The organism is Sphingomonas sp. TDK1 (assembly GCF_001650735.1).
In the GTDB taxonomy this organism is placed as follows: domain Bacteria; phylum Pseudomonadota; class Alphaproteobacteria; order Sphingomonadales; family Sphingomonadaceae; genus Sphingomonas.
In genome coordinates this window covers 92112-107761 of the sequence record NZ_LXVY01000016.1, presented here as the reverse complement: position 1 = coordinate 107761, position 15650 = coordinate 92112, and the positions used below count along the sequence as shown (strand labels likewise).

General features: G+C 65.5%; 9 protein-coding genes. 2 read left to right on the top strand and 7 right to left on the bottom strand.

The annotated features are described in order from the left end of the window. Positions 1-647: 647 nt before the first annotated feature. From A7X12_RS10530 to A7X12_RS10520, 3 genes are read right to left on the bottom strand one after another with little or no spacing between them, the layout of a single operon-like run. The gene (locus A7X12_RS10530; RefSeq protein ID WP_064311580.1) at positions 648-2054 is read right to left on the bottom strand and encodes an efflux transporter outer membrane subunit; all 1407 of its coding nucleotides are present in this window, start codon (positions 2052-2054) and stop codon (positions 648-650) included. Next, a complete protein-coding gene (locus A7X12_RS10525; protein WP_064311579.1) occupies positions 2047-3210 on the bottom strand; it encodes an efflux RND transporter periplasmic adaptor subunit in 1164 nt (387 codons plus the stop codon). Before A7X12_RS10525 ends, A7X12_RS10530 begins: the two co-directional genes overlap by 8 nt. Then, positions 3200-6418, bottom strand: coding sequence for an efflux RND transporter permease subunit (locus A7X12_RS10520; RefSeq protein WP_064311578.1), 3219 nt, complete (start codon positions 6416-6418; stop codon positions 3200-3202). The genes A7X12_RS10525 and A7X12_RS10520 overlap by 11 nt, the downstream gene beginning before the upstream one ends. A gap of 231 nt (positions 6419-6649) precedes the next feature. Between A7X12_RS10520 and A7X12_RS10515 the strand changes: the two genes are divergently transcribed. Further along, positions 6650-8812: a M3 family metallopeptidase gene (locus tag A7X12_RS10515; protein ID WP_198161989.1), complete on the top strand. Its 2163-nt coding sequence runs from the start codon at positions 6650-6652 to the stop codon at positions 8810-8812. 51 nt (positions 8813-8863) lie between these two features. Here the strand turns inward: A7X12_RS10515 and A7X12_RS10510 are convergent, their stop codons facing one another. Beyond that, positions 8864-9607, bottom strand: coding sequence for a dienelactone hydrolase family protein (locus tag A7X12_RS10510; protein ID WP_064311577.1), 744 nt, complete (start codon positions 9605-9607; stop codon positions 8864-8866). Between the two features lie 131 nt (positions 9608-9738). Between A7X12_RS10510 and A7X12_RS10505 the strand changes: the two genes are divergently transcribed. Then, the gene (locus A7X12_RS10505; RefSeq protein ID WP_084445324.1) at positions 9739-9957 is read left to right on the top strand and encodes a hypothetical protein; all 219 of its coding nucleotides are present in this window, start codon (positions 9739-9741) and stop codon (positions 9955-9957) included. An 11-nt stretch (positions 9958-9968) separates the two neighbouring features. Here the strand turns inward: A7X12_RS10505 and A7X12_RS10500 are convergent, their stop codons facing one another. The 3 genes from A7X12_RS10500 to A7X12_RS10490 all read right to left on the bottom strand — a co-directional run bounded on the left by A7X12_RS10500 (position 9969) and on the right by A7X12_RS10490 (position 15536). Further along, entirely contained in the window at positions 9969-11387 is a 1419-nt protein-coding gene (locus tag A7X12_RS10500; protein ID WP_064311575.1) for a glucoamylase family protein, read from the bottom strand. Positions 11388-11451: 64 nt separating this feature from the next. Then, positions 11452-14499 (bottom strand): TonB-dependent receptor, encoded by a 3048-nt coding sequence (locus A7X12_RS10495; RefSeq protein WP_064311574.1) that lies wholly within the window; start codon positions 14497-14499, stop codon positions 11452-11454. A 2-nt stretch (positions 14500-14501) separates the two neighbouring features. Continuing rightward, positions 14502-15536: a LacI family DNA-binding transcriptional regulator gene (locus tag A7X12_RS10490; protein WP_064311589.1), complete on the bottom strand. Its 1035-nt coding sequence runs from the start codon at positions 15534-15536 to the stop codon at positions 14502-14504. Positions 15537-15650 lie beyond the last annotated feature (114 nt).

The window sequence follows — 15650 nt, the reverse complement described above, 5'->3', positions numbered from 1 at the left end:
TCCGCTGCCGCGAAACGAAGGGATTTCGAACGCTGGTTGAATCTGAAACCGGCCTCTTCGACCGTCCGCTTGTCGATCTCGGCGGCTTCGCCGCTCGAATATGGTTCCGGCAGCGGGACTTGAAGATCGCGTCCGCTCTTAACCGATGGTGATGATGGCATTGCCAATATGTTCGGCATGATCACCTCTAATATTGAGACGACCATAAGTAGAAATACTTATTTCCGCCCCGCTATTACGACATACTCGCAATTGTAGAGCGATTTCGGCGAGTGCGGTTGCTGGAAAGTTCAAAATTACCGCAAACGATCTGCATTTTTATTCGTTGTCGTATCGAAACGTAATAAAAAATGGATGTTAATCGTGTTTGATATGTAATTTATGATGAACGGAAACGATATGTAGAAAACTACGTATTTGACAACCGGTTCGCGTATTCATCGAATCGGGATGTGTGATTGTATTTTGACTGTGACTTCGGTGGTTATCCCAGGGCGCCGGACGTAGCGAGGATATGCAAACGATTTGCGCCGCGTGCTGCACGTTGGCTTTTCCGATATGTGTGTCGGAGATGGGAAGGTGCGTGCATCCGCGCGACGCTGCGCGCCGCGCTTATTGCGGGCACGCAGCTATCAAACCCACGTCACCTACCCTTCGTGCCAACCGCCCCCAGTCGCGCCGACAAGGCGGATGCAGGCATCGAGCCGGCGTGTATCGAGATCCAGCGCCTTCCGTCGCGCCTGCAGGGCCGCTGCCTGTGCCGTCGCCACATCCAGATAGGTGACGACACCCTTCTCGTAGCGGTTCAGCGCCAACTGCTCTGCTTTCCCGGCTAGACGCACCGCGTCGTCTTGGGCGTCGGCTTCCTCCTGGAACTGCCGTAGCTGGGCAAGGCCATCCTCGACCTGCTGAAACGCCGTAAGCACGCGCACGCGATAGTCCGCGGTCGTCTCGGTCCAGCGCGCACGGGCAACCGCCAGTGCGGCGCGGCGCCTGCCTCCGTCGAAAATGGAAAGCAGCGCACTGGGCCCAATGGACCAGATTGTATTGGGAGCGGCGACCAGACCAGCCAGTGCGGTGTTCTGGACGCCTCCGCTGGCCCCCAGCGTAATCGAGGGGAAGAAGGCTGCGTGCGCGACGCCGATCTCTTCATTGGCCGCGAACATGCGGCGCTCGGCGGCGGCAACGTCCGGGCGGCGCTGCAGCAGTGTCGAGGGCAGCGCGGGCGGCGGCGACGGGAGCGCCGGTTGGCCAGCTGTGGGTGCAAGGGAAAAGCCGCTTGCCGACTGGCCCACCAAGCTGGCGATAGCATGCTCGACCAGGGCGCGGGTGGCGCCGATGTCCGCGAGCTGGGCGCGGGCGTCCGCGAGCAGCGCGCCGGCGCGTGCCACGTCGATTCCGGAGGCGATCCCGCCGGCATAGCGCCGCCGGATCAACGCATCGGCATCGGCATAGGCTTTCACCGTATCCGTGAGCATCCGGGTCTGGGCGTCGAGCCCGCGCAGCTCGACATAGCGCTGGGCGAGCGTCGTCTCGAGCGCGAGCCGGATCGCCGCCAGATCGTCGCCGCTCGCCTGCGCCTCGGCTCGGCTGGCGGCGACGCGCGCGTGGAGGCCGCCCCACAAATCGGGTTCCCAGCCGACCCCCGCCGACAGCGTATCGGCAGCATAATAGTCCGGCTGGTTGTTGCCACGCAGCGGGCGGTTGTCCGACTGGCGGTTTTGCGTCACGTCCGCCCGCGCGCCAATACTGGGAAGCAACGCCGCGCCCGCCCGACGCACATAGGCCTGCGCCGCCTCATAGCGGCCGAGCGCAGCTTGCAGCGTCGGGTTGCCGGTCGCGATCCTGCGTTCCAGCCCGTCCAGCACGGGATCGCCGAAGATCGTCCACCAGCTTCTGTCCGCCGGGAGCGACGGTGCGGCGGCGACCCACGGCCCGGCCTCCTTGAACACCTGCGGCGGGGTGATCACCGGCGGGCGATAGGCAGGGGTGGTGCCGCAGGCGGACAGCGCCGTCGCCATGGCCAGGCAGGCGAGGGTGAGGCGCTTACGCATGGCTCTGCTGCACCCGCACCAGTTCGCCCTCGCTCACCGAGTCTGGCGGATTGTCGACGATGCGGTCGCCGGGCTTGAGACCGCCCAGCACTTCCACCGAAGGGCCCAGATCGCGGCCGATGGCGATCGCCTGCAGATGGACATGGCCATCGGGACCGACCAGCGCGACACGCGCGCCCTGCGCCCGGAAAACCAGCGCGCTCGACGGGATCTGCACCGTGCCCGGTTGTCCCGCGACATTGAAGCCCACCTTGGCATAGCCGCCGGGCTTGAGCAGCGCGCCCGGATTGTCGGTCACGAGCTGCACCTGGAAGGCGCCGCTCTGCTGGCTGATCGCGCCCGATTGGCCGACCACCTGTGCGGTGAAGCTGCGACCCGGATAGTCGGGCACGCTCAACGTCGCCGCGAGGCCGGGGTGAATCGCCGAGGAATAGACCTGCGGCACGCTCACATAGATACGGATCCTGCGCACATCGGCGACCGAGAAGAGCGGCTGCTGGTTGCCGCTGCTGGGACCGACCAGATCGCCGATGTCTGCGGCGCGCTGGGTCACCACGCCGGCAAAGGGCGCGCGGACCGTGGCGAAGCCTTTCATCGCCAGCAGGCGGCCGAGATTGGCGCGGGCGGCGTTCACCGCGGCGTTGCGCACTGCCAGCTCGCCATTCTTCTCGTCCGCCTCCTGCTGCGAGACCGAGTGCGTGGTGAGCAGGTCGTTCCAGCGCGCGGCCGTGCTCTTGGCTAGACCCGCATTGGCGATGGCGCTGGCGAGGTCGGCGCGCGCCTGGCCGATCTGCTGGTCTAGCTCGGGCGTGTCGATCTGGGCGAGGGGGGTGCCGGCCGCGACGGTGGCGCCAATATCCTTGTCCCAGCCGCGAACATAGCCGCCGACACGGGCGTACAGCTTGGCGGCGTTCCACGCTTCCAGCGTGCCCGGCAGGCTGAGCGAGCCGGTCGCTGCGGCGGCCTGGACGGGCACCAGATGCACGACCGGTATCGATCGGGCATCGGACCAGTGCTGGGCCTCGCCGGCATCATGGGCACGGCTCATCGTGCCGAGCGCGATCACCGCACCGGCGATCACCACGGCGGCGATCCCGGCCGTCTTCAATCCGCGCGGTGCGTGAGTCTGGGGAGAGAGGGGAGCTTCACTCTGCATAAACAAGGTCCTCGGCTGCGAGGTCGGAGGGGTGACGGAGCTTGTCGCGACGGTGCGCGATGCTGAACACGACGGGAACAAAGATCAGCGTGGCGAGCGTCGCGCAGATCAGCCCGCCAATCACGGCGCGGCCCAGGGGCGCGTTCTGTTCGCCGCCTTCGCCCAGGCCCAATGCCATCGGGCCCATGCCGATGATCATGGCGAGCGCGGTCATCAGCACCGGGCGGAAGCGGGTGGCGCCCGCTTCCATCGCGGCCATCAGCGCGTTGCCGGTCTCGGCGAGCCGCTCGCGGGCGAAGCTGACGACCAGCACCGAGTTGGCGGTGGCGACGCCCATGCACATGATCGCACCGGTGAGCGCGGGCACCGAGAGCGGCGTATGGGTGGCGAACAGCATCCAGACGATGCCCGCCAGCGCCGCCGGCAGCGCCGAGACGATTACCGCCGGGTCGATCCACGATTGGAAGTTCACGACGATCAGCAGGTAGATCAGCACCACGGCACCGGCGAGGCCGAACAGCAGGCCGGAAAAGGCGGTGTTCATCGTCTGGACCTGGCCGCGGAGCGCGACGGTGGCGCCCTTGGGCCGCTGGCCTTCGGTGTCCTTGATCACCTTCTGGATACCCGCGGCCACCGCGCCGAGATCGCGGCCTTGCGTCGTCGCATAGACGTCGAACACCGGCTGCACCGCATAGTGCGAGACAACTGCCGCGCTTGGCTCGCGGTGGAGCGTGCCGATGCCGCCGAGCAGCTGGGCGTTGCCCTGCGTGCCGGTGACCGGCAGGTTCTGCAGGTCGGACATGGTATCGATGCGATATTGCGGCGCCTGCACGACGATCGGGTAGGAAACACCGTTCTTCGGGTTGAGCCAGAAGGCGGGGGCGACCTGGAAGCTGCCGGCAAGATTGACCGACAGGCTCTTGGTCACGTCATTCTCGGTGATGCCGACGCGGTTGGCCTGGGCGCGGTCCACGTCGAAGGCGAGTTCGGGATAATCGTTCGCCTGCTGCACGCGCACGTCGGCGATGCCCGCGACATGGTTCATCTTCTCGGCGAGCAGATGGGCATAGGCTTCGTTGGCCTTCTTGTCCGGGCCGGCGACCTGAACGTCGATGGGGGCAGGGGCGCCGAAGTTGAGGATCTGGCTGATGATGTCCGCCGGCAGGAACGAGAAGGTGGAGCCCGGGAAGGCATCCGGCAGCGCCTTGCGCAGCGCCTTCACATAGAACTCGGTCGGCTTGTGCTCCTTGGACAGGGTGATCAGGATGTCGCCGTCCTGCGGGCCGATGCCGCCGGTGTTGGAATAGGCGCGGTTGATGCCGCTGACCGGCAGGCCGATATTATCGACGATCGACACTAGCTGATCGGGCGGGACCACGCCGCGGATGCGGTCTTCGATCCGGTCGAACAACGCGGCCGTTTCCTCGATGCGGGTGCCGACCGGCGCGCGGACGTGCAGGTTGATCTGGCCGGCGTCGATCGATGGGAAGAAGGTCTGCCCCAGCATCGGAATCAGCGCGAAGGAGGCGAGCACGACCAGCAGGAAGGCGGGCACGAACGCCTTGCGCCGGGCCAGCGCGAAGCCGAGCAGCGAGAGATAGTAGCGGCGGATCGTTTCGAAGCGCCGCTCGAACCCGTGCTGGAAACGGCGGAACGGGTTCCGGCTTTTCGGCGTCCCGGCCATCGCGTCATGGCTGGCCATGTGCTCGGCGGTGTGCGCGCCGGCGTGCTGGCGCAGCAGGAAATTGCCCATGGTCGGCACCAGCGTGCGGCTGAGCACGAAGCTGGCGATCATCGCGAATACTACCGCTTCGGCCATCGGCGCGAAAAGGAAGCCCGCGATGCCCGGCAGGAAGAACATCGGCAGGAAGGCGATGCAGATGCAGAGCAGCGAGACGAAGGCGGGCTGTGCGATCTGCCGCGCACCGTCAAGGATGGCGTCGCGCACCGTCTTGCCCTGTTCGAGGTGCCAGTTGATGTTTTCGATAGTGACCGTCGCGTCGTCGACCAGGATGCCGACAGCGAGGGCAAGGCCGCCCAGCGTCATGATGTTGAGCGTCTGTCCGGCGGCGGCGAGGCCGGCGACCGCCGCCAGCACTGCCAGCGGGATCGAGGCGGCGATGATGACGGTCGAGCGCCAAGAGCCGAGGAACAGCAGGATCATCAGGCTGGTCAGCGCTGCCGCGATCGCGCCTTCGCGGACCACGCCGTTGACCGCCGCCTTAACGAACAGCGACTGGTCGGAGAGCGGCAGCACCTTCAGGTCGGGCGGCAGCGTCTCGGCGAGCTTCGGCAGCAGCGCCTTGACCCCGTCGACGATGGCGATGGTGGAGGCCGCGCCGCTCTTCAAAATCGTCATCAGCACGGCGCGGTGGCCGTCGACGCGGACGATGTTGCGCTGGGGCGGCGAGCCGTCATGGACATGAGCGACGTCGCGCATCAGCACGGTGGCGCCGTCGACGGTCTTGATCGGCAGGTCGTTGAGCTGGCCTACTACTTCCGGCGAGTTGTTGAGCCGGATGTTGTATTCGTAACTGCCGATCTTGGTGGTGCCGGCGGGTACGATCTGGTTCTGCTGCGCCAGCGCCGCGCCGACATCTGCGGCGGAAAGATGGTGCGCCTGGAGTGCGGCCGGATCGATGTCGATCTGGATCTGGCGTTCCTTGCCGCCATAGGGCGACGGCACGGCGGCGCCACCCACCGAGGCGAGCGCCGGGCGGATCGCGTTCTGGCCGAGATCGAAGATCTTCGCTTCGGACAGCGTCTTGGACGACAGCGCCAGCTGCAGGATCGGCACGGTCGACGCGTTGTAGTTGAGGATCAGCGGTGGGGTGATGCCCGGCGGCATCTGCTTGAGCACCGTCTGGCTCATGCTCGTCACCTGCGCGGTGGCGGTGCGGATGTCGACGTTCGGGCGGAAGAAGATCTTGACGATGCCGATACCGGCAAGGCTCTGACTCTCGATGTGATCGATGTCGTTCACCGTCGAGGTGAGCTGCCGTTCGTAATAATAGATGACGCGGCCGGACATCTCCTCGGGCGGCAGGCCGCGATAGGTCCAGACCGCCGCGATCACCGGGATCTTGATGTCGGGGAAGATATCGGTCGGTGTCGTCAGCGCCGCCACGCCGCCGCCCAGCACGATCAGGATCGCGAGGACGACGAAGGTGAGCGGCTTGCTGAGCGCGATGCGGATGAGATGGAGCATGGGCAGCCTGCGCACGAGAAACGACAAGTCGGAATCGGGCACGTGGTGCGCCGCAACACCGGCGCCGGGGCATTTGCGCCGCAGCCGAGCGGCTGGCGAATGAAATGATTTTCACCTCGGGGGCGTGGGTTTGGACGGGACCGTGCGGCGGGACAGCATCCGCAGTGCCGGCCATTGACCCGCCAGCGGCGCAGGCGCATCGCAGTCATGATTTGTGATGATGGAGTCTCCATGCGCCTGCTCGCTGCAACTGCCACGATCCTGCTGATGTCGACCACTGCGCTCGCGCAGACCGCCCGTCCTGCCGTCGCCAGCGCGGCTGCGCCGCTGCCCGCCTCCAATCCCTTCGCCAAGGCGAGCGCGCTGCCGTTCCAGGCGCCGCCGTTCGATCGCATCAAGAGCAGCGACTATGCGCCGGCCCTGCTTGCCGGCATGGCCGAGCAGCGCGCCGAGATCCGCGCGATCACCCGCGTGCGCAGCGCGCCGACGTTCGACAACACGATCGCGGCGCTGGAACGCTCGGGGCGCTTGCTCGAGCGGGCGAGCATGGCCTTCTACGGCGTGGTCAGCGCGAATACCGACGACACGCTGCAGAAGACCCAAGCGGACCTGGCGCCGGCCTTCGCCGCGCACCAGGACGCGATCGCGCTTGATCCGGCGCTGTTCGCACGGGTGAAGACGCTGTACGATCAGCGCAACGCGCTTGGCCTGAATGCGGAGCAGTTGCAGGTTCTCACCCTAACCTATGAGAACATGGTGCGAGCGGGCGCCAAGCTCTCGCCGGCGGACAAGGCGACGCTCAGCAAGTACAACGCCCAGCTCTCGACGCTGGAGACGGCGTTCCAGCAGAAGCTGCTGGCTGCAGCCAAGGCGGGCGCGCTGGTGATCGACGACACGGCGAAGCTCGCCGGTCTGTCCGACGCCGAGATCGCGGCGGCGGCGGATGCGGCGAAGGCGCGCGGTCTGGCGGGCAAATATGTCCTGACGCTCCAGAATACGACCCAGCAGCCAGAGCTGGCGACGCTCAAGGATCGCGGGACGCGCGAGGCGCTGTTCCAGGCGAGCTGGACGCGTGCGGTGAAGGGGGACGCCAATGACACGCGCGACACGATCGCGCAGATCGCGCTGCTCCGAGCGCAGAAGGCGAAGCTGCTCGGCTTCGCGACCTGGGCGGATTATGTGCTGCAGGACCAGATGGCCAAGACGCCGAAGACCGCGCTCGCCTTCATGCAGCAGCTGGGCACGCCCGTCGCGGCCGAGCAGCACCGCGAGGCGGCCGAGCTGCAGGCCCAAATCCAAGCGACCGGCGGCAATTTCCAGCTCAAGCCGTGGGACTGGGATTTCTATTCGGAACAGGTTCGCAAGGCCAAATACGACCTCAACCAGGATGAGCTGAAGCCCTATTTCGAAATCAACAAGGTGCTGACCGACGGCGTGTTCTACGCTGCCAACCAGCTCTACGGGCTCACCTTCACCCGCCGCACCGACATCCCGGTCTATCAGCCCGACGTGATGGTGTACGAGGTGCGCGAGGAGAACGGCACGACTGTCGGTCTGATGTATTTCGATTATTGGAAGCGCGACAACAAGCAGGGCGGCGCCTGGATGTCGAACTTCGTCAACCAGTCCAAGCTGCTTGGCACCAAGCCGGTGATCTACAACGTCGGCAACTTCACCAAGCCGGCGGCGGGGCAGCCCGCGTTGATCAGCTTCGACGACGTGACGACGATGTTCCACGAATTCGGCCACGCGCTGCATGGCCTGTTCGCGAACCAGACCTATCCCAGCGTCTCGGGCACAAACACCGCGCGGGACTTCGTCGAGTTCCCGTCGCAGTTCAACGAGCATTGGGCGCTCGACCCCAAGGTGCTGCCGCACTATGCGGTGAACTACAAGGACGGCAGCGTGATCCCGCAAGTGCTGGTCGACAAGATCAAGCGCGCCGGGACCTTCAATTCGGGCTATTCCTTCGGCGAGGCGCTGGCCGCCGCCGAGATGGACATGAGCTGGCACTCGCTGACCGCCGCCGACGGCAAGCAGGACGCCGATGCCTTCGAGACCAAGGCGCTCACCGCCACTGGCCTCGACGTGACCGACGTGCCGCCGCGCTACCGCTCCAGCTATTTCCTCCACATCTGGGGCAATGGCTATTCGGCAGGCTATTACGCCTATAGCTGGACCAAGATGCTCAGCGCGAATGCGTTCAACTGGTTCGAACAGCATGGCGGCATGACCCGCGCCAACGGCCAGCGCTTCCGCGAGATGATCCTCTCCAAGGGCCACACCGAGGACTATGCGCCGATGTTCCGCGCGTTCAACGGCGCCGATCCCCAGGTCGCGCCGCTGCTCAAGGACCTCGGCCTCAACGCCGACGGTTCGCGCATCAACCCCTAACGCGTACCGCGCGATCGTCCGGCCCGCCAGGCGGCGGGCCGGACCCGATCCTCAACCGAGCGTGCGGCGGAAAAAGTCGATCGTCAGCACCATCGCCTGGAGGAAGAGCGTGGGATCGTAACGCGGCCCTTCGTCGCGGAGGAATGCGTGCTGAGCGTTGAACTCGTGCCAGGCATAGGCGACGCCGGTTTCCTCCAGCCGCGCCCGGATCGCCTCCCGACCCGCAAAGGGAATGTGGGGATCCTGCCGGCCCCAGGCGAACAGCATCTCCGCCTTCAGATCGGCCATGCGGGCCATGCTGTCGTCGCTGCGCCCTTCGCCGAGCGTGCCGGAATGGATGTCGGTAGGATAGAAACAGACGGCCCCGGACACGCGCGGGTCGAGCGCGGCCCGATAGGCGAGGTGCCCGCCCAGGCACACCCCGAAACTGCCCAGCGCGCCCGTGCAGGTCGGATGCGCCGCCAGCGCGGTCAGCGCCGCCGTCGCATCGGCATCGAAGGCGGCGACCGGCTTGGTGATCTTCAGCGCATTGCCGCGATCGGTGCCGATGGGATCATAGGCCAGTACCGTGCCGGCAAGCTCATATTCATGATAGACCTCCGGGACCGCGATGACGAAGCCGTTGCCTGCCAGCATCGCGGCCAGCCGCCGGATCGGGGGGGTCACCTGATAGATTTCGGAGAAGAGCAGCACGCCGGGAAAGCGACCCTCCACCGCCGGGCGGAACAGGTGCATCCGCATCGCGCCGCCGCCGGGCACCTCGATATCCTGGGTCTCGTCGCTGCGGATGATCATGGGCTGCTCCCGTTGCCAAACTCTGGCTCGCGGCTTTAGCGCCGATCGCGCGACGGGGAAGGGGCGCTATCCACAGATTCGTCGGCGCCCCCGCTGGACAGCGCGGCGCCCGCCCGAATAGCGGCAGGGGCATGCCAGTCATTGCTACGATCATGAATTCGAACACCGGCGAACCCATTCAGAAGATGACGTTCGGCCGCATGCCCAAGCCCTGGGCTTCCTTCACTCTCGCCAATGGCGAACTGGTTCAGGCCAGCCGCGTCGACATCGGCAAGCCCGCACCCGGCAAGGTCGTCGTGCCGGTCCATGTCTGGGTCGCGCCCAAGAAAACGGACCGGCAGGACGACTAGGGCGCGCCGCCCTAGAGCCAGCCGCCCTTGAACCCTGCGCGCTGCAGCCCGCGACGAATATGCGGGTTGCGGCGCATCACCTCCCAGACCAGGCCGCTGCGGAGGTTCTCGATCATCAGCAGGATCGGTCCCTGGTCGATACCGAGATGGTCGCCATCGACCCAGCCGATGCCGGGAACGATCTTGCCGTGCTTCAGCGGCTCGCTCGTGCGGGTCAGCGTGGGGTTGAAGCTGTCAAGAAAGCCGTAGCGGCCATAGATGCCGCGACCATAGCGGGCGTGCATCGTCGAGATGGCGCGGCCTGCCAGTTCGGGCTCGAACGCGATCGAGGCCGCTGCGGCAGTCGGCGCCAGCGTGCCGTCGTCGCGGTCGTCAGGGCCCCGCGCCGAATAGCTGAAGAATTCGCGCTCGCGGCCGCCCAGCTTCAGCTTGAAGTCGCCGGGACCGTCGCAGGCGGTGAGGCCCCATATATTCTCGCCATAGCCCGTCCAGCCGCCGGGATTGGCGATCGCGTAATTGCGCTGCGCCCGCACCGCGCGGCGGCTGTTCTCGAAGTAATCGATGCCCTTCGCCGCCATGAACTTGTCGTGGATGCCGCGAAAATCGATCCAGCAATGGCTGTACTGGTGGATGAACAAGGGCGCGAAATGGAGGTGTGCTTCCCCCCATTTGTCGCTCCATTGCGCGTCGAAGCGGACCGTCCAGGCGTCCCAGGTTTCCGGCGGCAATGGGTGGCTCGGCGAGCCCAGCGCCAGCACGTAGAGCAGCAGCCCCTCGTTGTAGATGTTCCAGTCCGAAGGGATGAACCCGCTTTCCGGATGCCAGCCCATCGACACGAAAGGCGGGCGCGGCGTGATCCAGGTCCAGTCGACCGCGGCATAAAGCTGGTCGGCCAGCGTACGGATCTCCGCCTCGGCGGGATCGTCGGCGTCGAACCAGCTCTGCGCGAACAGCACGCCACCCAGCAGCAGCGCGGTGTCGATCGTCGAGAGCTCGGCGCGAGCGAAGCGGCGCCCCTTGGTGACGCCGAGGAAGTGATAGAAGAAGCCCTTATAGCCGCTCGCATCGCTCTGCCCGTCGCCCTGCGGCGCGGTGGCGAAGAAGCGGAGCGTTGCCAAGGTGCGGGTGCGCGCCTGGTCGCGCGTGATCCAGCCGTTGGTGACGCCGATCGGATAGGCGGTGAGCGCGAAGCCGACCGCCGCGATCGAGGCGAAGGAAGGGGTCGGCCAGCGATCGGGCGCAAGGCCGGTCTCGGGATCGGTGGTGTCCCAGAAATACCGGAAGGTGCGTTCCTGCAGATCGCGGACCAGCGGGTCCGCGCCGGACGCCGCGCCCATGCCGGCGATACGGATGCCCGGCTGGGAGCATGCTCCCGCCAGGCCCGCCAGCGCCAGCGCGCCGGAGCCGAGCAGTTGCCTGCGATCGATCATGATAGGGTCCTCGAGCAAAAAAGCGGGGCGGAGCAATGGGAGAAGCTCCGCCCCAGAGGAGGGGTTAGAAAGAGTAGCCGACCGACAGCTTCACCGTGCGCGGCGGATTGCCGCCCACGTCGTAGCTGCTGCGCGCGCCCCAGTTCGTGGAGGCGGGGTCGTTATTGAAAGTGATGTAATTGTAGTCATTGAAGACGTTCAGCATGTCGAGGCGGAAGCGCAGGCGCGTCTGGTCGCTGATGAAGTGGATCGGCACATATTTGGTGAGCGCGATATCCAGCTGCCGCCGGCCCCAGCCGCCGCCCGATCCATCGGTCTCGCGGCCGACGATCACATTCTGGAACGGGTTGGACTGATTGAGCAGTGCCTTCTGGTAGGTGGCCGATTCAATCTGGAACTTCGACGAGAAGGCGAAGCCCAGCGGCAGGTCGACGCTACCGGCCATCACCAGCCGGTGCCGCGGCACGCCCGACGAGCGCAGCATCGGGTAGTTATCGATCGACGGGAAATCGAGCAGATAGGTGTCGCCGAACTGGTTTTCGGTGGCTTCGGTATAGGTGTAGGTCGCGTCCAGGCTCCAGGGCGACGCCTGCGTATAGGCCTTGGTGACCTTGAAATAGACCGAGTCCGCGTCGGTCTTCAGCCCGTTTGTGCCGAGGATGATGCTGCGATAGCCCGGGGGCGAGAAGCCGAAGGGCGGCGCCGGCGTGTCCGTCGGGTTGGTCGGATCGTTGAAGAAGAAGCTGCCGTCCGGCCGGCGATTGCCGAGCAGGAATGCGAAGCCGTTGCGGCTGGCGATGTGGCTGTAGCCCAGCTCGAGGCCGATCTGGTTGAAGCGGCCGCGGATACCCAGGCTGAACTGGTCCGAATAGGGAACCTTGAGATCGTTCTTGAGGAAGCGGAACTCGCGTCCGCCGCCCGTCGCGTCGGCGAGCAGCTGCTGGCGGCCTTCAGGCGTTAGATAGATCGGGTTCCAGGTGACGCAGGTCGATGCGTCCGCGCCCTGACAGGCATTGTTCGGATTGGAGTCCGCGCCGCGGAAGTTGAAGTTGCGCACCGCATAGGCGCCCTGGTTGACTTCCTGCTGGAGGAAGTCGAACTGGTTGCGATCGTAGGAGCGACCATAGCCGCCGAACACCGCGAAGCGGCCCGCCTCGTCGATACGATAGGTGAAGCCCAGGCGCGGCTGGAAGGCGCCGGTGAAGGTCTTCCGGTTGTGGCCGTTCGAGATGAAGTCGTTGATGTTATAGTCGGCGTTGACCAAGTTTGGATAATTGGTCGGCGAGACCGCCGTCAGGTTTTCCTGAGAGGTGACGAAATTGACGAAGGCGGGCGTGCGTTCGTAATCCCAGCGCAGACCCAGGTTCAGGGTCAGGTGGGACGTGACGTCCCAATCGTCCTGCGCATAGACGCCGAACTGGAAGTTGTTCGAGCGGATGTCGACCGGGCCGTTGCCGGTCGGGACGCCGAAGTCCACGCGATAGGGGATCTGGTCGTTGAAGCCGGTGGGGCTGAACGCGTTGATGTCGTAGGTATATTGCGGGTTGGCGCGGTTCTGTTCGACCGAGCGCAGGCGGATGAAGCTCGCTTTCGCGCCGACCTTAATGGTGTGTCCGTCAAAGCCCGTCCAAGTGAAGTCGTCCTGTAGCGTCCAGCCTTTCTGGCCCTTGTTTTGCTGGCTGCCGCCGCCGCCGAAGCGCAGCAGATCGGTGCGGGTGAAGTTGCCGTTGTTCCGCGTCGATGCCTGGAAGAAATAGGCGTTACCAGAGCTTTCCGGCGTCGGTGCCCACTTCGTATCCTGATAGGAAATACGGGCGTCGTTGATCCAGCTGTCCTCGCTGCGCTGCCAGCGCAGCATGAAGCGCTTCTCGTCGACCTTGTTCAACGTAGCCGTGTTGGATGCGCTTACGCCCGTCGCGATCTGCGAGCCGGACTCTTTGCGATACTTGCCGGTCAGCTCGATCAGATCCTTGTCGCTCGGCTCGATGTCGATCTTGCCGAAATAGAGGTCTTCGTTGAAGCGCTGCGAGAAGGTGCCGAAATACTGCTGATATTGCGACGGAAAGATGCTGGTCGACACGCCGTTTTCCGGCCGCACGTCATAGGGGCTGTCGATCCGCTTGCCTTCGTAGGTGACGAAGAAATGAGCGCGATCCTGGATGATCGGGCCGCCTAGCGCGAGACCGAACTGCTTGTTGCTGGAATCCACCTTATCGCGCTTGGTCGGGAACAGTTCGGTAGGCCGGCGCGCGCGGAGATCCTGGTTGGTGAAGTCGATAAAGCCTTCGCCGTGGAATTCGTTGGTGCCCGACTTGGTGGCGGCGGTGATCGCCACCGAACTTACCTGGTCGAACTCGGCCTTGTAGTTGGACGAGAGCACCTGATACTCGCCGATCGCGAGCTGCGGGAACGGGTTGCCTGCCGAGCTGTCTTGGCCGGTGATCCCGTTCTTGAGGACATAGTCCTTCTGGCTGACGCCGTCGATGAACACGTTGACGGTGCGGCTGTCCTGCGCGCCGCCCTTGATGCTCGACGTGCCGTTGGCGCCTTCGATGAAGCGCACGCCCGGGGCGAGATCGGCGAAGGCCAGGAAGTTGCGGTTGTTCTGCGGCAGCTGCTCGATCAGCCGCTGGGTGATGTTGATGCCGACCTGGCCGCCGTCCAGCGAGCGGATGCGGTTGCCGGTGACGACGATCTCGTCGCCGCCCGCGGGTGCGGGCGCGCCGCCGTCCGCAGCGGCCGCGCCGGTATCGGCGGCCGGCGCACTGTTGGCGGAGAGGTCAAGGTCTAGGCCGGCATTCTGGCCGACGCGCAGCGTGAACTCGTCCGAGTTGCGGACGCCGTTCTGCAGCTTGATCTCCAGGCGATAGGTCGCCGGGCGCAGCGAGGCGAAGTTGTAGCTGCCGTCGGCACCGACCGTGGCGGTGCGGCGGATGCCGGTCGCGGTTTCGATCGCGGTGACTTCGAGCACGGGATTGTTGGCGGGCGCGGTTATGGTGCCGCGCAGCGATGCCTGGCCGACCTGAGCCATGGCAGGGGCGGGGGCGAGCAGGGCACCGCTGCCCAGCACGGTCATCGTCAGCAATGCGGAACGCAATACTAGCTTGTTCATGGTCACTCTCTATCTCCCCGGCGGATCGGGTTTTCTGTTGTGTTTTTAGGTAGTTGGCGGGTGGACTCCCGCGCTATCACGATCGGCGCGCGCCATTCGAGCGTGTCGTCGGCGGCGCCGTCGATCAGTCCGGCGAGGCGCACCACGGCGCGCGCGCCGAATTCGGCAATGTCGATGCTGGCGGTGGTGAGCGCCGGCGAAATCAGGCGGGTGAGGGGGATGTTGTCGAACCCCGCCACGGCGATCTGTTCCGGCACCGCGACGCCCGCGCGCTTCAGCGCCATCAGCGCGCCCACCGCCATCATGTCATTGGCGGCGAACACCGCGTCATATGCGGCACCCTCGGCCTGCAGCGTCGCGATGGCCGCGGTGCCGGAGTCTTCGAGGAAATCGCCGGCGACCACGCGGAGCGCCAGCCCCAGCCGCGCACAGGCTTCGCGGGTGCCCTGCAAGCGCTCTCGCGCGTCGATATTGTCAACCGGGCCGGCGATGTGGACGAGGTGACGGCACCCGCCGGCGGCGAGATGCTCGACGACCGCAACCGCTCCGGCAACGTTGTCTACCCGGAGTTCGGGGCGGACGCCGTCATGCGGCGCGCAGTTGACCAGCACCGAGGGCATTGACTTCGGCAGATGCGCGAACAGCTCGTCCGAGGTGATCTGCGGTGCCATCACGACGAGGCCGTCCACACGACCCCGCATCGCATGTAGCGCCGTCACGCCACGATCCGCCTCGCCGTGCATCACCATCAGCAGCAGGTGCAGGCCGAGTTCGGATGCCTGGCGGTCCATACCGCGCAGCAATTCCGAGAAGAATTCGCCGTGGAGATCGGGAACGACCACGCCGATGGTGGAAGAGCGCGCGAGGCTGAGGTTCCGCGCGCCGGCATGAGGGACATAGCCGAGCCGGTTGGCCACATCGCGAATGTGATCGCGCAGTTCGGGGCGAATGTTGGTGGCGCCGTTCAACGCACGCGAAACCGACGCGACGGACACCGACGCTTCACGCGCGACATCACGGATCGTGGCGTTCGGCATGGCGTGGTTCGTCCCCTCCTTCATATTGGATGACGCCGCTCGTTTTGCAGGTGGCGGCCTGAAGCTCTTGATGTAACCGGTTACATGAAGCAATAGCGGGTTGCAAGATTGATG